This is a genomic window from Amylibacter sp. IMCC11727, assembly GCF_029854195.1.
GTDB lineage: Bacteria > Pseudomonadota > Alphaproteobacteria > Rhodobacterales > Rhodobacteraceae > Amylibacter.
Genome location: NZ_CP122960.1, coordinates 2139995 through 2161992, shown reverse-complemented (window position 1 = coordinate 2161992; position 21998 = coordinate 2139995). Strand labels below are relative to the sequence as shown.

Here is a 21998-nt window from a genome sequence, read left to right as displayed (position 1 = left end):
AGCTTTTAGGGTTTTGGCATGACGGCAGTATTGGATCATATGGTTGGGGCAGGAGGCTGGCTTTGGCGCGGTGTTGCGTTGAGCGTGGCTGTCGCGGTAAGCGCGCTCCCTGCCCACGCCTATGACCTCACCGTCCCGTCCGGCCAGATCGTTACACTGGATGAACAACTGGTTGTGCCGCCTGACAATCGCATCTTGTATCTTGGCTTTACCGCGCCTTCGATTGGGGGGGATTATGCGGTGACGTTTGATCGGGCGTCACAGGACATGGATCAACTGTGCGAGGCGGTGGGAATCCCTGAAGCGGGCCGTTTGATCGGGGAGGGACTGCGCATCGACGAGGTGGTTATTCGTTTGATGGAACGGTTGATCCCATACGGCGAAGTCGACCCAGATGCGGCCCAATTCCTGAATGCTTATGACATCAGCGGGGGAAATTGCGTATGGATGTGACCCCAAAAAAACCAATGATTGCGCGGATTTCCATGGAAATAGAGGCCTTCGCACCACAATTATTACAAAATGTGGGGGTTTTTCGCCCGATTGCACATATGAGGTATGCCTTCGTGCAAAAGTTTGCTACGATTCGGTCAAGTCGTGATCACGCGACTGCGGTCGCGCTGCGTGATCGTTTCAGTTTGAATTATTACTGTCACAGGAGGACATCATGTCCAACAAACTTAAAATCGCTTTGGTTATCGTTGCCGTTGCAGTTGCTGCATGTGCACAACAAGAAGAAGAAACAGTGGTACTCACTGTTGAGCCAGAGCCAACAAGCTCCAAGTACTAATACGTCTACCAAGACTGTAGCCGGGCGGGGTTTTGATCCCGCCCGTGCATTCCCTTCGCATTCAGACCAGCGAGGGGCATTATGAAAAAGCATCGCGGATTTCCAAGCCGCCTTCCTGGGTCTGAGTTTCAATTCACCATTCGCCGCCCAAACAAAAAAGGGGCAACGCCGCTCAAGGCGCGTGAACGTTTTGCCGATCGCCGTTTTGCGGACCGTCGTGCGGATGAGCATTTCATGTGGGCGTTGTGGACCCAGTTTGGCGAAGAACCGTTTGAGCGGGGCAATTTGGATGCTGGTCGTTTGAATTGGCTGTTGGGTCGTGAAGTGATCGCGGCAGAAAAGCCGTTTGATCCGACCAGTTATGAGGCGTTGTTGCAGATCAACGTGGCCAAAGCGATGGTCAGTTTTCCCGAAGTTTTCGAAGAAGATTACGAGGGATCGGCATGAATTTGCTTATTGAATCAACGATGTGGCGCAAATGTGCCGAATTGATGGGCCCGTTTAACAAGTGGGTATGCAGGCAGAATCTGCGCGGTTACGGTCATCCTACAGGGTGCCTATCGAGTGGTTCCCTCTTTAAATCAAGAAGAGGCATAAAATGCACAAATCATCGGTTTTGGCGGCACTCGTCGCAGTTTTCGGATTATCCGCATGCAACACAACGGCAGTGGATCAGCGGACAGTTAACCGCACAGCCATTGGCGCAGGAGCCGGCGCAGTCGGCGCGCTCCTGTTGGACGGCAATCCGATCAAAGGCGCTGTTGTTGGTGGCGTTGTTGGTGCAGTTACCAGCAAAGACCAACTCGTTTGGGAGTAACCGTTCGCTAGCCACGCCTTTTGGGGCGCAGCTAGAACCGTTTAACTCTTTCATTTCCCCTCTACTGAACCCCCTGCGCGTCAGCGTACGGGGGTCTTTTTCGTGTCTGAACGTAAAGTTTGGTCGCGAATGCCCCGCTCTGAATTCAAATTTCGGCTCTATCAAAGGTGAGACCTATGTTTAAGAAAATCCTGATCGCCAACCGTGGTGAAATTGCCTGTCGTGTCATCAAAACGGCCAAAAAGATGGGAATCCAAACCGTTGCGATTTATTCGGACGCGGATAAGGATGCGTTGCATGTGAAAATGGCGGATGAAGCGGTGCATATCGGCCCCCCACCTGCCAACCAGTCCTATATCGTCATCGACAAGGTGATGGATGCAATTCGCCAAACAGGGGCGGAAGCTGTGCATCCTGGCTATGGATTTTTGTCCGAAAACAAACTGTTTGCCGAAGCGCTGGAAAAAGAAGGCGTTGCCTTTATCGGGCCACCAGCGGGTGCGATTGAAAGCATGGGGGACAAGATCACGTCCAAAAAGCTGGCACAGGAAGCAGGGGTTTCTACGGTTCCAGGCTATATGGGACTGATTGCGGATGCAGATGAAGCGGTGAAGATTTCCAACGAGGTTGGCTATCCCGTGATGCTGAAAGCCTCTGCTGGGGGTGGTGGTAAAGGCATGCGGATCGCATGGAACGACCAAGAGGCCCGTGAAGGGTTTCAATCCTCCAAGAACGAAGCGGCTAGCTCTTTTGGGGATGACCGTATCTTTATCGAAAAGTTTGTCACGCAGCCCCGTCACATCGAAATTCAGGTGCTGGCCGATAAACACGGCAACACGATTTACCTGAACGAGCGAGAATGTTCGATCCAGCGCCGCAACCAAAAGGTTGTAGAAGAGGCACCGAGCCCGTTCTTGGACGAGGCCACACGTAAGGCAATGGGGGAGCAATCCTGCGCCTTGGTGGCGGCTGTGGATTACTGTTCTGCGGGGACGGTTGAGTTTATCGTTGATGGGGAAAAGAACTTCTATTTCCTTGAAATGAACACGCGTTTGCAGGTGGAACACCCAGTGACCGAGCTGATCACGGGTATTGATCTGGTCGAGCAGATGATCCGCGTGGCCTATGGCGAAAAGCTGAAGATCAAGCAGTCTGATGTTGGGATCAATGGCTGGGCCATTGAAAACCGTCTGTATGCCGAGGATCCATACCGCAACTTCTTGCCGTCCATTGGTCGTTTGACACGCTATCGCCCCCCTGCGGAAAAAGCGAAGAAAGATTACGCCGTGCGCAACGATACGGGCGTTTATGAAGGTGGCGAAATTAGCATGTACTACGATCCGATGATCGCCAAACTGTGTACATGGGCCCCGACACGCGAAGATGCGATTGAACGGATGCGTGTGGCGCTCGATAGTTTCGAGTTGGAAGGTATTGGGCATAACCTGCCATTCCTTGCCGCCGTCATGGATCATGAGCGGTTCATTTCTGGCAACATCACCACAGCCTTTATTGAAGAAGAATATCCTGAAGGATTTGAAGGCGTTACGCTGGATAGCTCATCTGAACGCAAGATCGCTGCGGCCTGTGCGGCTATGTATCGTGTGGCTGAAATTCGCCGTGCGCGGGTGTCTGGCCGCATCAACAACCACAAACGCAAAGTGGGCAAAGATTGGGTCGTAACCCTGCAAGATGCGTCTTATGCGGTGACGATTAAGGCGGATGACAAAGGCTCCACCATCACGTTTGAGGACGGTGAAAAGATGCGCGTGTCATCCAAGTGGTTGCCTGGTCAAAAGCTGGCCAAGTTGAAAGTGAACGGTGAAAAGCTGGTTCTGAAAGTGGAACCGATTTCTGCGGGGTATAACGTGCGTTCGCGCGGGGCAGAGGTAAAGGTGCGCTTGCGCAGCCCACGCAATGCGGAATTGGCCGCGTTGATGCCAGAAAAGCTGCCGCCAGATACATCGAAAATGCTGCTGTGCCCAATGCCAGGTCTGATCGTGAAGGTCGATGTGGCCGAAGGGGACGAGGTTCAAGAAGGTCAAGCATTGTGTACCGTAGAAGCCATGAAGATGGAAAACGTTCTGCGGGCCGAAAAGAAGGGCAAAGTGACCAAGATCAATGCGGCGGCAGGGGACAACCTTGCGGTGGATGATGTGATCATGGAGTTCGAATAGGCGCGATGGAAGGGTTCGATCCACGCTTGATTTCTGCACTACTCGGGGCCGCTGTTGTCGGCCTTGGGTGGGCGGTATCAGAATGGCGGGGTCGGATTGCTGATCGGCGGCGACGGGTGGAGCGCACACGGGATGTGCAAACTGCAATTGCCGCCGAGATTTTAACAACCGTGGATGCGCTGCGGTTGTTTGATCTGGAGGCGGATTTGGATGCTGTTGTGGATCGCATGCGCGAAGACAGCGATTATGTGCCTTTGGTGCCAAGAGAACGTAATGACACGTTGTTTCGCGCGATTATAAGTGAAATTCATGTGTTGCCCGAAGAGGTCATTCGCCCCGTCGTGCGCTATTACAGCCATTTGTTCGCACTGGAAGCAATGATTGAAGATTTACGCTCTGACGGTTTTGAAAAATTGCCAGTAGATCGTAAAGAAGCCATGTATGCGGATTATATCAGCATCAAAATCCAGGCTCTAAAGTTGGGAGATGACGCAATGGATGCGTTGTCATCTGCGCTGAGAAAAACATCATGAGCGCAGATGTTTTCAATAAAATCAGTAGCTTGGGCGTGGTCCGGATTGACCAGCAATTGGCTTTGGCTTTTCGCGTTCTGTTTTCATGTCATGTTCCTTTGTGTCGGAATATCCGTGTTACCCAATATATAGGCGCGAAAGGCAAAGAATTCAATAACGCTTACCGCTCCCAGCGTTGGCGCAGCTCTTGTTGGCGCATGGGCATTTTGTCGATGACGCGGGATAATTCGCGCACCGTCCATGGGCGGGGTTTGCGCAGTTTGACTTGGCCGTCTTTGCCAATCAGCACCAATTGGAAGCCACGCGGGCGCAGTTTTTTGCGCAATTCCGTGGTTTCTTCGGCATCGGCATCCGTATCAACGATGACAACGACATCGCGTTCTTCCAGTTCGGCTTCGCCGTCCACCAACAGTTCCATCTGGCGTTTGAACAGCAGATCATCGGGCGTGTTGGCAAACACCACGATAGGGCGGTTTTGCCACAAATACGGCTCCAGCGGATCCGCAAGGGGCGCAGTTGCAAGGGTTGCCAAAAGGGCGGCGCTGAAAATCGAAAATTTCATGTCTTCTCCTGTTCCTTTCAGATGTAAGCGGTTTTTCACAAATTGCGAGCAGGTTTTCGTGCAAAACGCACACAATTGGGTGGGCGCATGATGAACCGACACATGTATACGCAATGGACCCTTTTAGGGGCGGTGCTGCCCACGTTGGTGTTGATCGCGCTAACGATGATGAAAACGGGCGGTGTTTGGGAATATGCGCTGGATGATGTGTATATCCATTTAGCCATGTCTGAACAGTTGTGGAATGGCGGTTATGGAGTGAACGCGGGGGAGTATGCGTCTGCGTCGTCATCTGTTCTGTATTCTTATATCCTTGCGCCATTATCACCGTTTGAATTTCACGCCACATGGCCGCTGATTATTGGGCTTGTGACGTTGGTTGGTAGTGCCGTGTTGTGGGCGCGGGTTTTGAAGATCGCGGCAGAGGGCGCAAGCGTTGCAATGCAATGGGCCGTGTTGGCGCTGGCGATTTTGGGGCCAGCATTTTTGGGCTGGCCTGCGATGGCGTTAATCGGGATGGAGCATATGCTGCATGTCATGTTCACGCTGATGGTGTTGATTGGACTGCTGGATTTTGCCCGTGATGGGCGGATCGGCTGGTTGCTTGTCTTTGGGATCGTGCTGAACCCAGTGGTGCGGTTTGAAGGCATGGCGTTGGCCTTATGCGCCTGTGCTGTTGTGTTCTTTGGCGGGCGTCGCTTGGCGGCGTTTGCGTTGCTGGCTGCTGCCGCTGCGCCGCTGGTGGCGCATTTCATGCTTATGTCTGTACTTGGTCTTGATATGTTGCCCAATTCTGTGAACGCCAAGGCGGCGATTGCAGGTGGGGGCGAGGGCCTGACCGAAGTGACCAGCTGGACCAAAGCAAAGTTCGCGTTGCTGATCACGCTGAGTTCCCCATCTGGGCGGATGTTGTTGGTAACACTGATTGTGGCGCTATTTGCGCTGGTTCTGGCGCGCAAATATGTGACTGGCACATACCGCCTGATCGGGATTGCGCTGGTTCTGTCTGTGGCGGCCCATGCGTTTCTGGGGCAGGCGATCTGGTTCTATCGCTATGAGGTTTATGTTTGGACTTTTGCGGTTGGGGCGGGGGTTGTGTTGCTGTCACAGGTGCGGTTTGCGGATGCGCGAATGGGCAAAATGATGCCCGCGCTGTTTGTTTTGGCGGTGCTGTATGGCGGGGCGCATTACCCGCCTGTGGCCTATAACTACATCCCGTCAGGCGGGGCGGCGATTTACGCACAACAGCGCCAGATGAGCCATTTTGTTGAGGATCATTGGAAAGCGCCTGTGGCGGTGAATGATCTGGGGCATGTGGCCTATCGCAATCCGCATTATGTGTTGGATTTATGGGGGCTGGCCAATGCGGACGCGCTTGAATCCCGTCTGCGGGGCAGTGACCCGATATGGGCAGATAAACTGGCACAGACATACGATGTAAAGGCGGCGCTGATTTACAAAAGTTGGCTAGGAAAGAACATCCCAGCCAATTGGATAGAAGTGGGGCAACTGCGCCTGCGCATCCCGTTGGCCACTTTGGGCAGTGATGTGGTAAGCATTTATGCCACGGTGCCAGAGGCCGTTGACCCCTTGCAAAATGCCCTTCGCGCGTTTGAGCCAAAGCTGCCAGACTCCGCTGGGTTAACGTTTTTAGAGATTGAAGAATGACACGGAAGGACCGTTGCGATGAGCGATAAGAAAACATGGGAAACGCTGGCTGAAAAAGAGCTGCGTGGCAAACCTCTGGACAGTTTGAACTGGGACACGCCCGAAGGGATCGAGGTGAAGCCCGTTTATACGGCCGATGATCTGGACGGGCTGGATCACATGGGCGGGATGCCTGGGATCAACCCTTACACGCGTGGACCACGCGCCACGATGTACACAGGGCGGCCTTGGACCATTCGCCAATATGCGGGGTTTTCGACGGCTGAGGAATCAAATGCGTTTTATCGTCAGGGTTTGGCGGCTGGACAGCAGGGGGTTTCGGTGGCCTTTGATCTGGCGACGCACCGTGGCTATGATAGCGATCACGAGCGGGTTGTGGGTGACGTTGGCAAGGCGGGTGTTGCGATTGACAGTGTTGAGGATATGAAAATCCTGTTCGATGGCATCCCATTGGATAAGATTTCTGTGTCCATGACCATGAACGGCGCGGTTATTCCTGTGCTAGCGAGTTTCATCGTGGCGGGGGAAGAGCAGGGGCATGATCGTTCCGTGCTGTCTGGCACCATTCAGAACGACATTCTGAAAGAGTTCATGGTGCGTAACACCTATATTTACCCACCAGAGCCGAGCATGCGCATTGTGGCGGATATTATTGCCTATACCGCGTCCGATATGCCGAAGTTTAACTCTATTTCGATCTCTGGCTATCACATGCAAGAGGCAGGGGCGAACCTTGTGCAGGAACTGGCGTTTACGCTGGCGGACGGTAAGGAATACGTGAAAACGGCCATTGCAAACGGGATGGATGTGGATGCTTTTGCTGGGCGTCTGAGCTTTTTCTTCGCTATTGGCATGAACTTCTTTATGGAAATCGCCAAGCTGCGGGCCGCACGTTTGTTGTGGGCCGAAATCATGGCGGAGTTTGAGCCGAAGAAACCAGGATCATCCATGTTGCGGACGCACTGCCAGACCTCTGGCGTGTCGTTGCAGGAACAGGATCCGTATAACAACGTTGTGCGTACCGCGTATGAAGCGATGTCTGCGGTTCTGGGCGGGACGCAATCTTTGCACACGAACTCGTTTGACGAAGCGATTGCACTGCCGACAGAGGAATCTGCGCGGTTGGCACGGAACACGCAGCTGATTTTGCAGAATGAAACAGGCGTGACAAATGTGGTCGATCCGCTGGCAGGGTCTTATTACATCGAAAATCTGACCAATGAACTGGCCAATGAGGCGCGTAAGATCATCAAAGAAGTGGATGATATGGGCGGCATGACCAAGGCGGTGGCATCAGGAATGCCGAAGTTGCGCATTGAGGAAGCCGCAGCGCGGCGTCAGGCGGCGGTAGATCGCGGTGATGAGGTTGTGGTTGGGGTGAACAAATTCCAACTCGACAAACAGCCAGAGATCAACATCCGCGATATCGACAACTCGGCGGTGCGGGAGAGCCAAGTGGCGCGGTTGAAGCAAATCCGCGAAACACGCGATGCAGATGCCTGTGCGCAGGCGTTGATGCTGTTGGAGCAGGGTGCATCCACGGGTGAGGGCAACTTGTTGGAGCTGGCCGTAGAGGCGGCGCGGGCACGTGCCACAGTGGGTGAAATTTCAGATGCAATGGAAGCGGCGTTTGGCCGACACAGAGCGGAGGTAAAGACGTTGGCAGGGGTATATGGTGCCGCCTATGAAGGTGATGAAGGGTTTGCACAAATTCAGGCGGATGTGGAAACATTCGCACAGGAAGAGGGCCGCCGCCCGCGCATGTTGGTGGTTAAAATGGGCCAGGACGGGCATGACCGTGGGGCCAAGGTGATCGCAACGGCCTTTGCCGATATCGGCTTTGACGTGGACGTGGGACCATTGTTCCAAACACCTGCGGAAGCAGCCCAAGATGCCATTGATAATGATGTGCATGTGGTTGGGATTTCCAGCCAAGCGGCGGGTCACAAAACGCTCGCGCCACAACTGGTGGCGGCGTTGAAGGATCAGAACGCCGAGGACATTATCGTGATTTGTGGTGGTGTTATTCCACAACAGGATTATGACTTCTTGTATAATGCGGGGGTTAAAGCGATTTTCGGGCCTGGGACGAACATCCCATCTGCGGCGCGAAACATCCTAGACCTGATTAAATCCAGCTAAGGACACCTGATGCCAGACAAATCAAAAGAACGCGCCCTTCGGTATCACGAGCAGCCCAAACCCGGCAAGCTCGAGATCCGGGCGACCAAGCCCATGGACAACCAGCGGGACTTGTCGCTGGCCTATAGCCCGGGCGTGGCCGAGGCGTGTTTGGAGATTAAGTCTGATGCAACCACCGCTGAACGCTACACTACGCGGGGCAATCTGGTTGGAGTTGTCACCAATGGCTCGGCGGTGCTGGGGCTCGGCAACATCGGGGCGCTGGCGTCCAAACCTGTAATGGAAGGCAAGGCGGTTCTGTTTAAGAAATTTGCCAACATTGATTGCTTTGATATCGAGCTGGATGAAACGGACCCCGAAAAGCTGGCCGAAGTTGTTTGCGCATTGGAACCTACCTTTGGGGCGATCAATCTTGAAGATATCAAGGCACCTGATTGTTTTATCGTGGAAAAAATCTGTCGTGAGCGGATGAACATCCCTGTGTTTCACGATGATCAGCATGGCACAGCGATTGTTGTAGGGGCTGCGGCGACCAATGCGCTGGCAGTGGCGGGCAAGCGTTTTGAGGACATTAAAATCGTGTCCACGGGCGGCGGGGCCGCAGGGATTGCCTGTCTGAACATGCTGCTGAAACTGGGCGTGAAGCGGGAAAACGTCTGGCTGTGTGATATTCATGGGTTGGTGTACAAGGGCCGAACCGAGGATATGAACCCGCAGAAATCCGAATATGCGCAGGACAGCGATCTGCGCACGCTGGATGATGTGATTGGTGGCGCGGATATGTTCCTTGGGCTGTCAGGCCCTGGTGTTCTGAAGCCTGAGATGGTTGCGAAAATGAGCACGCAGCCGATCATTTTTGCGCTGGCCAATCCGACGCCAGAAATCATGCCTGACGAGGCCAAGAAGGTGGCCCCTGATGCAATTATTGCCACTGGACGGTCGGATTATCCGAACCAAGTGAACAACGTTTTGTGTTTTCCGTTTATCTTTCGTGGGGCGCTTGATGTCGGTGCAACCGAGATCAATGATGCGATGAAAATTGGCTGTGTCCAAGGCATTGCAGAATTGGCGCGGGCTACTAGCAGTGCCGAGGCCGCGGCGGCCTATCGCGGGGAGCAAATGACCTTTGGCCCTGATTACCTGATCCCCAAACCGTTTGATCCGCGCCTGATGGGGATTGTGGCAAGCGCAGTTGCCAAAGCGGCGATGGACAGCGGTGTGGCCAAGCGCCCCGTGGCAGACATAGAAGCGTATAAGGACGATCTGGATCATTCCGTGTTCAAATCCGCCTTTATCATGCGCCCTGTGTTCGAGGCTGCCAAAGACACGGTGCGCAAAGTGATCTTTGCCGAAGGGGAAAGCGAACGGGTGTTACGCGCGGCCAGTGCAATGCTGGAAGAAGGTACTGACAAGCCGATCCTGATTGGCCGTCCAGACGTGGTGAAACGACGAATTGCCAAGGCGGGTTTGAGTATTGAAGCGGGCAAAGATTTTGAATTGGTGAACCCGCAAAATGATGGGCGATATCGCGATTATTGGCAGACCTATTACGAGATTATGAAACGCCGTGGCGTGACCCCTGATCTGGCCAAGGCGATCATGCGCACCAACACCACTGCGATTGGTGCCGTGGCGGTCAATCGGGGTGAAGCAGACAGTTTGATTTGCGGAACTTTCGGGCAATATTTGTGGCACCTGAAATACGTCAACGAGGTGCTGGGCCGTGATGGGCTGCATCCTGTTGGGGCGTTGTCGTTGATGATCCAAGAAAACGGGCCGCTGTTTGTGGCTGACACGCAAGTGAACCCCGAACCAACAGCGCAGCAAATTGCGGAAACCGCCATCGGGGCGGCCCGCCATGTGCGCCGTTTTGGGCTAGAGCCACAGGTGGCGTTGCTGAGCCATTCGCAGTTTGGCAATCTGGATACAGACAGCGGGCGGCGTATGCGCCAAGCGCTTGAAATTATGGACGCATCCAACCTCGATTTTGCATATGAGGGTGAAATGCACGCGGACAGCGCGCTCGATCCTGATGTGCGCAAACGCATTATGCCAGACAGCCGTTTGGTGGGGGCGGCGAACACATTGGTGTTTGCCAATACGGATGCGGCCAGTGCGGTGCGTAACGTGTTAAAAACCCGCGCGGATGGGCTCGAGGTGGGGCCAATCCTGATGGGGATGGGCAACAAAGCCCATATTGTCACGCCGTCGATCACGGCGCGTGGCTTGTTGAATATTGCGGCATTGGCGGGGACGTCAGTGCATTCCTACGAATAAAAGAGGACGATCATGGGATATAAAGAGGTTTACAGCGCGTGGCTGGCGGATCCTGAGGCTTTTTGGATGGATGCGGCCAAAGCCATTGATTGGGTCAAAGCGCCGAGCAAGGCGCTGAATGATGAAAACGCGCCTTTGTATGAATGGTTTGCCGACGGGGTGGTGAACACCTGTTATAACGCGGTGGATCGGCACGTTGAAAATGGCCGCGCAGATCAAGCGGCGATTATCTATGACAGCCCGATCACGGACAGCAAAGAAACCATCACTTATGCACAGCTGAAAGATCGTGTGGCGCAATTGGGTGGGGCGTTGCAAGCACAGGGGATTACCAAGGGTGACCGTGTGATCATTTATATGTCCATGACGCCTGAAGCGATTATTGCCATGTTGGCCTGTTCGCGCATTGGGGCGATCCATTCGGTGGTGTTTGGCGGGTTTGCGGCCAATGAGTTGGCCACGCGGATTGATGATGCGACCCCGAAGGCGATTATCGCAAGCTCCTGCGGGATCGAGCCGGGCCGCGTGGTGGAATATAAACCGCTGCTGGATGAAGCGATTGAATTGTCGCGCCACAAGCCAGAAACCTGCATCATTTTTCAACGCCCGCAAGCGGTGGCAAGCATGGTTGCAGGCCGCGATCACGATTGGGATGCGGTTCAAGAGGGTGTCGCGCCAGCTCCATGCGTGGATGTAAACGGCAATGACCCCGTTTATATCTTGTATACCTCTGGCACGACGGGCCAGCCCAAAGGGGTGGTGCGCCACACGGGTGGCCATTTGGTGGCGCTGAATTGGACCATGAAAAACGTTTATGGCATGGACCCAGGCGATGTGTTTTGGGCCGCATCTGATGTGGGCTGGGTCGTTGGGCATTCCTATATCTGTTATGCACCGCTGATCCACGGGAACACGACAATTGTGTTTGAAGGCAAGCCCGTTGGCACGCCCGATGCGGGCACGTTCTGGCGTGTGATTGAAGAGCATAAAGTGCGTGCGTTGTTCACCGCGCCAACGGCATTTCGGGCGATTAAGCGTGTGGACCCTGAAGGGGCGTTCGTTAAAAAGTATGACTTATCGAACCTAAATACCCTGTTTTTGGCGGGTGAACGAGCTGATCCTGACACAATTCAGTGGGCGCAGGATCAATTGAATGTTCCCGTGATTGATCACTGGTGGCAAACTGAAACGGGCTACACAATGGTGGGCAACCCGATGGGCATTGAACATATGCCAGTAAAACTCGGCTCTCCCACGGTGCCAATGCCTGGGTTTGATGTGCGGATTTTGTCTGATGAGGGTGAAGAATTGCCTGCGGGGGAACTTGGTGCGATTGCGGTGAAACTGCCGCTGCCCCCTGGTACGCTGCCCACCCTGTGGAATGCTGAGGCGCGGTTCAAATCGTCCTATCTGACGGCCTTTGAAGGGTATTACGAAACCGGTGATGCGGGGATCAAAGACGAAGATGGCTATTTGTACATCATGGCGCGCACGGATGACGTGATCAATGTGGCGGGGCATCGCCTGTCCACGGGTGCGATGGAAGAAGTGTTGGCCAGCCATCCAGATGTGGCCGAATGCGCAGTGATTGGTGTTTCCGATCAATTGAAAGGCCAGTTGCCCATGGGGTTCTTGTGCTTGAGTTCGGGCGTGGATCGGACAGAGGCGGATATCGTCGCGGAATGTGTGAGGCTCATGCGCGAAAAGATCGGTCCCGTGGCAGCGTTCAAACTTGCCTGTGTGGTGGATCGCCTACCGAAAACCCGTTCGGGTAAGATTTTGCGGGCGACGATGGTTAAAATCGCGGATGGGCAAGAGTTTAAGATGCCTGCAACGATTGATGACCCCGCTATCTTGGATGAAATCGCGACAGCATTGGCAAAGATGGGGTATCCCGCCAAATAATTTCGCCTTACGGGTGTTGTGTTAGAGTAGTGTAAAGTGAGTAGGGGGCATCCGTGTCACATCGCGTATTAGTCGTTGATCAAGATCGCGCACAGGCGGCCATGTTTACGCAGGCGTTGGCTGATGCGGGGTTTGATGCCTATTGTGCAACTTCCGTTCCCGAAGCCGCAGAAGTCATTGCCAAGCGGGGCGCGGATGTTGTCGTGCTGGATTTGCTGTTAAAGGACGGGGATGCCTTTGTGCTGATGGCGGGGATTATCGGTGCGTTGCCCCAGACGCGGATTGTGGCTGCCACAGCAAATGGGGCGATGCGCCAAGCGGCCACGGCCCTTGCGGATGGAGCGTTTGATTATTTGGTAAAACCCATTGATCCAAAACGACTAATAGCCGTTGTGGAAAATGCCGCACAGTGTGAAACGCAACGCCAGAAAACCGAGATACCCCAAACGATTGAAGCGGTTTTAGGGCCGAGCCTTGAGGCGACCACGCGGGCGTTGCATGCGTTGGCCCCATTGATGATTGAAGGGGAGGTTGGCACGGGGAAATCCGAAGTTGCCGCCTATCTGCATGCGGCATCTGCACGGGCGCAATTGCCGTTTGTATCGGTGGATTGCGCAATGTTTGATGGGGCAGGGATAGAAGATTTGTGTTCCCCTGATTTGTTGGAACATGGGGGTACGTTGGTGCTAAACGATCCCCAAAGACTGTCCTTGTATGTGCAGTCCCAGGTTTTGCGGTTTGTGCAATCCTGCAGCGTTGGCAAAACGGATAGTCCAATCATTCGGTTGATATGCTGTATGGCGCAATCCCCAGAAGAGGCCGTGGACAACGGGCGCTTTCGCGAAGATTTGTTTTACCGCCTAAAGGCGTTGCGCATTCATCTGCTCCCGTTGCGAGAGCGGTCTGAGGAGATCGCCGCCTTGGCACAATCCGTGTTGGAAGCCGCCACGCAAGAGGAGGGGCGAGGGGTCAAAACCCTGTCCGACGATGCGATGCGTGTATTACAAAAGCTGCAATGGCCTGGAAATTTGGCGCAATTGCGCGCGGTTGTCGGCCAAATTAGTGAAAGCTGTTCGGCATCTGAAGTTACGTCTGATCTGCTGCCGCGAGATATTCTGAATGAATATTACGATGTGCTGTCAGAAGGTGAGCTTGTCACAAGCGATGGGTTGGAAGGTAACGCATCAAGCACCGTTAGCGAATTGATCCGCGAGGGCTGGGGCTTGGCTGGGCTGGAACGGTTGATTGTGGAAACAACCATTTCCGAAAATGGCGGATCGATTCCCAAGGCGGCCAAACAATTGCAGGTGTCGCCGAGCACACTGTATCGCAAGCTGGAAAAGTGGACGTGAGCGGCTGGTCAGAGGCTGTGTTACACAACCCAAAGGGTTATTTGATCGCTAAACTCTGAGGTGGTTGGCAAATTAACCACGAAATGTTGTGGTTCGGCAGGTTCTTCCCTTTACAATGTGGCAATTTCAAGGCAGTTTTCTTCTCGTATCCTAGGGGGCTTTGATGCGACATTTTCTTAACCATTCGGCACGCGTTACGCTTGCCATTCTTGTGGCGGCAACGTTTGCGGCGCCTATCAGCGCGCAATCCTTGCGTAAGGTGACAACACCCGCCGAAAATCCACCTGCGTCCTTCAAGGGAAAGCAATATGTGGACAGCCGTGGCTGTGTGTTCATTCGTGCGGGGTTTGGCGGCAAGGTCACGTGGGTGCCACGTGTGAACCGCCAGCGCAAAGTGTTTTGTTCCAAACGCAACAAGCCTTCCTTGTCAGGCAGCCAGTTGGCGTCATTGCGTCAAGCGGTGACACCGGCGTCTGAAGGTACGGTTCTGGATTTGTCTGGGCCAACTGTAAAACGTGTGGCAGCGCCGAAACGCAAAACGGTTAAAGCGCCACCAAAGAAAGTTGTGAAACGTGTAACTGCCAAACCAACACGCGTGGCAAAGGTTGTTACACCAACCGTGAAGCGCACGGTGGTCAAACCTAAACCCGTTGCGGTTCAACAAACGGCCCCTGTGCAACGTGTTGTCACCCGCCGTGGAGCGCAAAGAGTGCATCCTGGTGATTTGGTACGCGGGTCACGCGATGCGGCTGAAGGCGCTGGGGTAACACCCCGCCGAGTGGCAACATCTGTTGTTCCACAGACCCAAACGCGTGTGGTGCGCCGTGTGGTCAACGTGCAGCCAATGCAACAGACCCGCGTGGTTCGGCGTGTGGTGAATGTGCAGCCCGTCACGCAGGTTCAAACGGTGGCCCCTGTGCGCCAAACGCGGGTTGTCACCCGTCGTCAGGTTGCGGGACAGCCCCAAGCAGTTCATCCGGGCGATTTGGTGCGGGCGAACCGCTTGCAAGCGGCGGCCAATGCGAATGCGTCGATCCGAACCACATCAGGTACGACTTTGCGGCGTGTGACTGCGGATCAAGTGTTTGATCCCATCCATGGCCTGACAACAACAGGCCCCACAATTGAGTCTGATGTAACCCGTGAAGGGGATGCACAGATGGAGTTGGTTTGGACAAATACGGTTCCGCGTAAATTGGTCCAGAAGAAGGTTCGTGTGCGCAAAGTTGTGTCAAATACACGCGTGCGTACCACGCAATCAACCAAGAAAGTTGTTGTAAAACAACGTTCTGTCGCATCTGCGGGTAAGCGTTATGTGCAGGTTGGCACATTTGGCAATGCAGCGAACGCGCAACGGACAGCGCGGCGTTTCCAAGCGGGCGGCGTGCCTGTGGCCACGCGGAACATTTCGCGCGGTGGACGTAATTTGCAGATCGTCCTGCTTGGCCCGTTTGGCAGCGCCTCCCAATTGCAATCTGCGCTGCGCAGTGCCCGTGGTGCAGGGTTCGGTGATGCGTTTTATGTGAACTAACCGTCGTGCAAAACGGCTAATATTTTGTGAAAGCGGCGGTCTGAACTGCCGCTTTTCGTATGTTAAGGGGGCGAAATGTCCAAAGTTGTGATCAAGAACATCGGCCATTTGGTAACGATGGATGCCACGCGGCGTGAGCTAACGGGCGTTGATATGGCCGTGGAAAATGGTGTGATCACGGCTATTGGAAACAATCTGTCAGGGCCAAGTATTGATGCAGCTGGATGCGTTGTGACGCCAGGGTTGGTGAACACACATCATCATTTATATCAAACACTTACCCGTGCTGTTCCTGGGGGGCAGGATGCGTTGTTGTTTGGGTGGTTGCAAACGCTCTATCCTATTTGGTCTAATATGGGGCCTGAAGAGTTTTTCACATCGGCCCAAGTGGGGTTGGCGGAATTGGCGTTGTCGGGCTGTACGACCAGTTCGGATCACCAATATATTTTTCCAAATGGTGCCACGCTCGATGACAGTATCGCGGCGGCTAGCGAGGTTGGTTTGCGGTTTCATGCGTCGCGCGGCTCTATGTCTATTGGAGAAAGCGATGGGGGATTGCCGCCCGATCACATGACGGAACGTGAGCCTGCCATTTTGAAAGATTGCATTCGGGTGATCGACAAGTTTCACGATGCCAGTGACGGGGCCATGACCCGTGTTGTGGTCGCACCATGTTCGCCGTTTTCCGTGTCCACGGATTTGATGAAAGACAGTGCTGCATTGGCCCGCGACAAGGGTGTGATGCTGCATACGCATTTGGCAGAAAACGATGAAGATGTGGCCTATTCGCTGGATAAATTCGGCTGCCGTCCAGGGCAATATGCCGAGGATATGGGCTGGACGGGGGATGATGTGTGGCATGCACATTGTGTGAAGTTAGATGCGCAAGAGATTGATTTATTTGCACAAACAGGAACAGGTATTGCCCATTGCCCCTGTTCGAACTGTCGTCTTGGATCAGGCATTGCGCCCGTGCGTGCGCTGCGGGATGCGGGTGTCCGTGTTGGTTTGGGGGTGGATGGGTCCGCGTCCAATGATGCGGGGCATTTGTTGGATGAAGCGCGGCAGGCCATGTTGTTGCAACGGGTGCAAAACGGTGCCGATGCCATGTCTGCGCGCGAAGCGTTGGAGATTGCCACATTGGGTGGGGCGCAGGTTTTGGGGCGGTCTGATGTGGGGTCGCTGGAAGTTGGCAAACGGGCCGATTTCGCCATTTGGGATATGGTGAATTTGGCGGCTGCGGGCAATTGGGATCCTGTTGCAGCACTGGTTTTGACGGGACCGCATCAGGTGCGGGATTTGTTTGTTGAGGGGCGTGCGGTGGTGCGCGGCGGTGAAATGACGACGATTGATTTGCCCCGCGTTATTGCACGGCAAAACCAGATGGCGCTGCGTCTGGCTGGGGGGTAGCGCGGTCGGGTAAGGTTTAAGCGATTTCGCCCGATTTCGAAAAAAGCAAACCACCCAGAAAGAGCCCAGAGGTTGCCCATACACTCTGTTGTGAGGGCGGCATTAACCTTTGGCGCAACATTGGTTGGGTTTAGGTTAATGTTTGGCGCTGGCCCGCGATCCAGACACCGCTGATGGCGCGGTCGTCGCCCATCATGATGGTGGGGAAGATCGACTCCCAAATATCTGTTGCGCGTGCGCTGCTGAGTTCGATGGGCGCGGTGGAGGCGAGGTTAAGCGCGATGAGGTCTGCCTCTTTCCCTGCTTCCAAATTACCGATTTTGTCGGACAGCCCGAGGGTTTTGGCGGAGCTGACGGTGGCGAGGTAGAGCAAATGGCTGGCGTGCAGTGCATCACCGCGCAGTTGTGCGACCTCATAGGCGGCAGCCATTGTGTGCAACATAGAAAAGGATGATCCGCCGCCCGTGTCCGTGGCCAATCCAGTGGTTACGCCAGCGGCATTGAGGCCCGTCACATCACACAGACCAGAGCCGATGAACGTGTTGGAGGTGGGGCAGTGGGCGATGGTAACACCGTGGTCGCGCATGGTGGCGATTTCGCGGTCTGTCAGGTGGATGGAATGCCCCATGATGGCGCCTTCGCGCACCAAGCCGTGTTGTTCATAAGTGTCAAGGTAATCACGGGCGTTTGGGAACAATTCGCGCACCCATGCGATTTCTTCGGTTTGTTCGGACAGGTGGGTTTGCATCAGGCACGTTGGCCGTTCTGACCAAAGCCCGCCGAGGGCGGCGAGCTGGTCATCGGTGGAGGTGGGGGAGAAGCGCGGCGTGATGGCGTACGTGGCGCGACCTGTGCCGTGCCAGCGGTCGATCAGGGCCTTGCTGTCATCATAGGCGGATTGCGTGGTATCGTGCAGGCCGTCGATGGCGTTGCGGTTCATGCAGGTTTTGCCGCCCACCATGCGCATGTTGCGATCTGCGGCAGCTTGGAAATAGGCATCAACGCTTTCTGGATGGATGGTGCAAAAGCTGGCGGCGGTGGTTGTACCGTTCGATAGCGCAAAATCGCAGTATGCGTTGGCGATTTTGGCGGCGTATTCGGGATCGGCAAAGCGGCGTTCTTCGGGGAAGGTATAGGTGTTGAGCCAATCAATCAGCCGTTTGCCCCAAGACGCGATGATGGCGGTTTGCGGATAATGCACGTGGGCATCAATGAAACCTGCCATCAACAGGTGATCGTCCATGTCGGTGACTTCGGCATTTGGGTGTGCGGATTTGATCTGATCTGCAGGGCCCACAGCGGTGATTTTGCCGCCGTCAATAACCACAGCACCACGGCGTTCGTGGTGGGCGGCATCAGGGCCGTCGGTGAACGGGTTGCCAGTAAAGGACAGAGTTTGCCCGAGGATCAGTTTGGTCATGACATATGCCGCTGTTTGTGGGTTGGACACCCTTTGTATCCTGTCCTATTCCATTCGAATAGAGCAGTGACGTTGAAGCGTTTTAGTGATTTTTTTGAAAATCAGTAATCAGCGTAGGATTTTTCTTCAACGATTTCAGACCCAAGCGCCAGATTGATCTGTTTTTTCAAATCCGCGCGTTTGTCATTTGTGACGTATACGGCGCGGGCTAGGCGGATGAATTCATCGCCAAAATCTCCCGCCCGTTCGCAATCGCGGATGTCGTCTTCGATGTCCCACAGCTCTTTGTTCACAGCCAGAAGGGATGCGTTTAGGGCGGAGATTTCGTCTGATTTTGGGATGCCTTCGTCAGCGACTTTAGAAAGTAAACTATGCTCCACCTGCACGTTGGCGCGTTTCGTGGCGTCGGTGATGTTTTCCAGTTTAATCGTTAGAATTGTCAGTTTGTCGAGCAATTCGCCCGGGGAAATAGGTGTGAGGATTTCATGCATGTTTTTGATCTACCAGTTGTTCGATGTCAGAGCGGAGCGTTTGGAACACGGTGTCCCAATCGCCAGATTTATCCTGCCTTACCAGTCGCATGGAAGGATACCAAGGGGTGTGGTCAGGGAAGGGTTCATAGAGCCAATATGCTTCGGAATGGAGGAGGTTCCACACGTTTGCGTCAAGCGAGCCAGACACATGGGCGATGGCGCTGTCCATGGTGATGACGAGGTCTAGTTCGTTGATAAGTGCGGCGCTGTCGGCGAAATCGCGGTCGTTGGAGGCAGCATCGACAATCACGCAGGAGGTGCCATCGGCGTGAAAGGCGTCTGTAAGGGGGCCTTTGTAGAGCGAGAACATTTGCACGTTTGGGATATCGGCCAGTTGCAGGAACTGGCGGTGACTGAACGAGCGTTTGTGATTGGCGCGGTAAGTGACAGAGCCAGACCACAGCACGCCGATTTTGAAGGACTTGGCAAAGGGCGCGACGATGGATTTGGCGCGTTCGATGCTGTCGGCTGGAATGGTCAATTTGGTTGGAGCGGGAACCGTACCAAGGGTTGTGCCGAGGTAACGGGGCAAATCCATCATCGGGGACCAATAATCACAGGCCAAAAGATCATCATTTGTGGCCGCAAACGCATCGACACCTTCGAGGTTTTCAAACACGCGGCGCAAAGGAGGTTTGACGCTGAGGCGGACTTTGGCCCCCATATCGGCGACGCCGCGTAGGAAACGCGCCATCAGGATGGTATCGCCGAACCCTTGTTCTGGGGTTACAAGCAGGGTTTTTCCGCTGATTTCTTCGCCTTTCCATTGGGGAATAGGGAAATCGGGCAGTGAAATCTCATCCCCTTGCCAGCGCCATTCAAACTCGGCAAAGCCATTGGGGTAATCCCCCAGAGCCAGCAGTGCGAACGACAATTGGATGTGGAGTTCCGCGTTTGTTGGATGGGCTTTGATAGCCTTTTCAAGTTCGGTTTTGGCCTCGGTGTAATTGCCGATTGCCCGCAGGTATTTGCCAAGCGTAGACCAGTTTTCCACATCCCCAGGATTGAGCTTTATGGCTTTGCGGCGCAGTTCGAGCGCGGCATGAGGTTCGCCTGCATCAAAATGGGCGTTGGCGGCATTGTTCAAAACGCTGGCCGCGTTTGGATCAAGCGTCAGGGCGCGGCGTTGGCAAATGACCGCCATATCAAAGTTTTTTTCCGCACGAAACAGCGCGCCAAGATTGGACCACATGCCAGGGTCATCGGGCTTTTTGCTGAGGTAAACACGGTATAGATCCCGTGCGGTTTTCAGATCCTTTTTGTGGTGATGATCAATTGCAGCGCTGCGCACGTCGGCAAGGGTTTTGAACTGCATTTGTTGCGGGGATTGGTCTGCCATGAAAGGGATGCTCTGTGGTTTTTTGCCGACACTAGCGGGGAAGCGGGTGTGACGCAAACCGTTCTGCGCAATAGGAATTGCGGTTGTTGCATTGTGGTCGACACGCTAAAACCGCTCAACCACCAAAGGGGAGGCCAGCAGATGCAAGAACAGAACGCAGCCGAAATTGGACCTGTTGATCTGGACGGCGTAGATGCGGCCTATGCGCTGGATCGTGCGGCGATAGAGGCGATCCTTGGGGCGGTGGAAACAGGGGATAAGCTGGCGCTGGAGGCATTGCTCGCGCCGCTCCATTCTGCCGATATTGCCGATGTTTTGGAGCAGATTTCGGGCACTGAGCGCAATGATTTGCTGTCGCTCTGGGGCACAGAGATCGACGGTGAGGTGCTGTCCGAGCTGGACGAAAACCTGCGCGTCGATGTGATCGAAGACCTGCCTGTTGAGGTTATGGCCGAAGCGTTGAAGGATTTGGAATCCGATGACGTAGTGGACCTGATCGAGGATTTGGAAGAGCCCGAACAAGAGCGGGTTTTGGACGCGCTGGAAGATGCAGAGCGGGTGGTTGTTGAACAGGCGCTGCAATACCCAGAAGAAACCGCTGGGCGATTGATGCAGCGTGAATTGGTGATGGCTCCAGCCCATTGGGCGGTAGGGGATGCCATTGATTATTTGCGCAGTGCCACGGATTTGCCCGATCGGTTTTATGACGTGGTTATTGTCGATCCAAAGCTACAACCCATTGGGAAGGTTGCGTTATCTGCGCTGATGTCAAACGCACGAGAGGTGATGTTGGCCAATATTATGGATGAGAATTTCCAGATTATTCCTGCACAGCAAACCCAAGAAGACGTGGCCTATGCGTTTAATCAGTATCATATGGTTTCCGCCCCCGTCGTGGATGACATGGGGCGTTTGGTGGGCGTTATTACCATTGATGACGCGATGGATGTGCTGGATGAAGAGGTGGAAGAAGACCTGAAACTGCTGGCGGGTGTTGGTGATGAAAGCCTGACGGATACGGTGCTGGACACCACGCGACAGCGGTTTCCTTGGCTGGCCGTTAACCTGTTAACTTCAGTGCTAGCCTCGGTTGTGATCGCGCAATTTTCTGGCGTGATCGAAGCCATCGTTGCATTGGCCGTTTTGATGCCGATTGTGGCGTCCATGGGGGGCAATGCGGGTACGCAGACCTTGACAGTGGCAGTGCGGGCACTGGCCACCAAAGATTTGACATCGGCCAACGCGTTGCGCGTTGTGCGCCGCGAGGTGGTTGTGGGCCTGTTGAACGGGTTGGTCTTTGCGGTGATCATCGGGGTTGTCGGGTTGATCTGGTTTGGGTCACCCATGCTCGGCGTTGTTTTGGGGCTGGCGATGATTGCGAATTTGTTGGTGGCTGGGCTGGCGGGGATTTTGATCCCCATTGTGCTGACCAAGCTGAAGATTGATCCCGCACTGGCATCAGGCGCGTTTGTGACCACCGTAACGGATGTGGTTGGTTTCTTTGCCTTTTTGGGGCTGGCGGCGTTGATGCTGTTGTAAACG

The 21998-nt window shown here is 54.4% G+C and carries 18 protein-coding genes; 14 read left to right on the top strand and 4 right to left on the bottom strand.

Translation table 11 applies throughout. The features are described from left to right. Positions 1 to 18 precede the first annotated feature (18 nt). From QBD29_RS10885 to QBD29_RS10860, 6 genes are all read left to right on the top strand, one after another. Positions 19 to 453: a DUF6497 family protein gene (locus QBD29_RS10885; protein ID WP_280098120.1), complete on the top strand. Its 435-nt coding sequence runs from the start codon at positions 19 to 21 to the stop codon at positions 451 to 453. Positions 454 to 667: 214 nt separating this feature from the next. Further along, a complete protein-coding gene (locus QBD29_RS10880; RefSeq protein WP_280098119.1) occupies positions 668 to 790 on the top strand; it encodes a hypothetical protein in 123 nt (40 codons plus the stop codon). An 81-nt stretch (positions 791 to 871) separates the two neighbouring features. Further along, positions 872 to 1237 carry a hypothetical protein gene (locus tag QBD29_RS10875; RefSeq protein ID WP_280098118.1) on the top strand — a complete coding sequence of 122 codons (366 nt, stop codon included), beginning with the start codon at positions 872 to 874 and terminating at the stop codon, positions 1235 to 1237. 151 nt (positions 1238 to 1388) lie between these two features. After that, the gene (locus tag QBD29_RS10870; RefSeq protein WP_280098117.1) at positions 1389 to 1607 is read left to right on the top strand and encodes an osmotically-inducible lipoprotein B; all 219 of its coding nucleotides are present in this window, start codon (positions 1389 to 1391) and stop codon (positions 1605 to 1607) included. A gap of 176 nt (positions 1608 to 1783) precedes the next feature. Next, positions 1784 to 3784, top strand: a complete 2001-nt coding sequence (locus tag QBD29_RS10865; RefSeq protein ID WP_280098116.1) for an acetyl/propionyl/methylcrotonyl-CoA carboxylase subunit alpha — start codon at positions 1784 to 1786, stop codon at positions 3782 to 3784. Positions 3785 to 3810: 26 nt separating this feature from the next. Continuing rightward, positions 3811 to 4317 (top strand): hypothetical protein, encoded by a 507-nt coding sequence (locus tag QBD29_RS10860; protein WP_280098115.1) that lies wholly within the window; start codon positions 3811 to 3813, stop codon positions 4315 to 4317. 160 nt (positions 4318 to 4477) lie between these two features. Here the strand turns inward: QBD29_RS10860 and QBD29_RS10855 are convergent, their stop codons facing one another. Beyond that, positions 4478 to 4879, bottom strand: a complete 402-nt coding sequence (locus tag QBD29_RS10855) for a DUF4174 domain-containing protein (protein WP_280098114.1) — start codon at positions 4877 to 4879, stop codon at positions 4478 to 4480. A gap of 87 nt (positions 4880 to 4966) precedes the next feature. On the opposite strand from QBD29_RS10855, the gene QBD29_RS10850 reads away from it, so the two are divergent. From QBD29_RS10850 to QBD29_RS10820, 7 genes are all read left to right on the top strand, one after another. After that, positions 4967 to 6547, top strand: coding sequence for a hypothetical protein (locus QBD29_RS10850; RefSeq protein WP_280098113.1), 1581 nt, complete (start codon positions 4967 to 4969; stop codon positions 6545 to 6547). 18 nt (positions 6548 to 6565) lie between these two features. Beyond that, a complete protein-coding gene (scpA, locus tag QBD29_RS10845) occupies positions 6566 to 8689 on the top strand; it encodes a methylmalonyl-CoA mutase (protein ID WP_280098112.1) in 2124 nt (707 codons plus the stop codon). 9 nt (positions 8690 to 8698) lie between these two features. Next, positions 8699 to 10966 (top strand): NADP-dependent malic enzyme, encoded by a 2268-nt coding sequence (locus tag QBD29_RS10840; protein ID WP_280098111.1) that lies wholly within the window; start codon positions 8699 to 8701, stop codon positions 10964 to 10966. A 12-nt stretch (positions 10967 to 10978) separates the two neighbouring features. Then, positions 10979 to 12871 (top strand): propionyl-CoA synthetase, encoded by a 1893-nt coding sequence (locus QBD29_RS10835; RefSeq protein WP_280098110.1) that lies wholly within the window; start codon positions 10979 to 10981, stop codon positions 12869 to 12871. 53 nt (positions 12872 to 12924) lie between these two features. Beyond that, positions 12925 to 14223, top strand: a complete 1299-nt coding sequence (locus QBD29_RS10830) for a sigma 54-interacting transcriptional regulator (RefSeq protein ID WP_280098109.1) — start codon at positions 12925 to 12927, stop codon at positions 14221 to 14223. A 163-nt stretch (positions 14224 to 14386) separates the two neighbouring features. Continuing rightward, the gene (locus QBD29_RS10825; RefSeq protein WP_280098108.1) at positions 14387 to 15754 is read left to right on the top strand and encodes an SPOR domain-containing protein; all 1368 of its coding nucleotides are present in this window, start codon (positions 14387 to 14389) and stop codon (positions 15752 to 15754) included. Between the two features lie 75 nt (positions 15755 to 15829). Next, positions 15830 to 17164: an 8-oxoguanine deaminase gene (locus QBD29_RS10820; RefSeq protein WP_280098107.1), complete on the top strand. Its 1335-nt coding sequence runs from the start codon at positions 15830 to 15832 to the stop codon at positions 17162 to 17164. A gap of 130 nt (positions 17165 to 17294) precedes the next feature. Here the strand turns inward: QBD29_RS10820 and guaD are convergent, their stop codons facing one another. The 3 genes from guaD to QBD29_RS10805 form a co-directional block, all read right to left on the bottom strand. After that, positions 17295 to 18584: a guanine deaminase gene (guaD, locus tag QBD29_RS10815; protein WP_280098106.1), complete on the bottom strand. Its 1290-nt coding sequence runs from the start codon at positions 18582 to 18584 to the stop codon at positions 17295 to 17297. A 101-nt stretch (positions 18585 to 18685) separates the two neighbouring features. Further along, positions 18686 to 19075: a DUF6165 family protein gene (locus tag QBD29_RS10810; RefSeq protein WP_280098105.1), complete on the bottom strand. Its 390-nt coding sequence runs from the start codon at positions 19073 to 19075 to the stop codon at positions 18686 to 18688. Further along, on the bottom strand, positions 19068 to 20456 hold the full coding sequence (locus tag QBD29_RS10805) for a tetratricopeptide repeat protein (RefSeq protein WP_280098104.1): 1389 nt from the start codon (positions 20454 to 20456) through the stop codon (positions 19068 to 19070). The genes QBD29_RS10810 and QBD29_RS10805 overlap by 8 nt, the downstream gene beginning before the upstream one ends. A gap of 141 nt (positions 20457 to 20597) precedes the next feature. On the opposite strand from QBD29_RS10805, the gene mgtE reads away from it, so the two are divergent. Further along, on the top strand, positions 20598 to 21995 hold the full coding sequence (mgtE, locus tag QBD29_RS10800) for a magnesium transporter (protein ID WP_280098103.1): 1398 nt from the start codon (positions 20598 to 20600) through the stop codon (positions 21993 to 21995). Positions 21996 to 21998 lie beyond the last annotated feature (3 nt).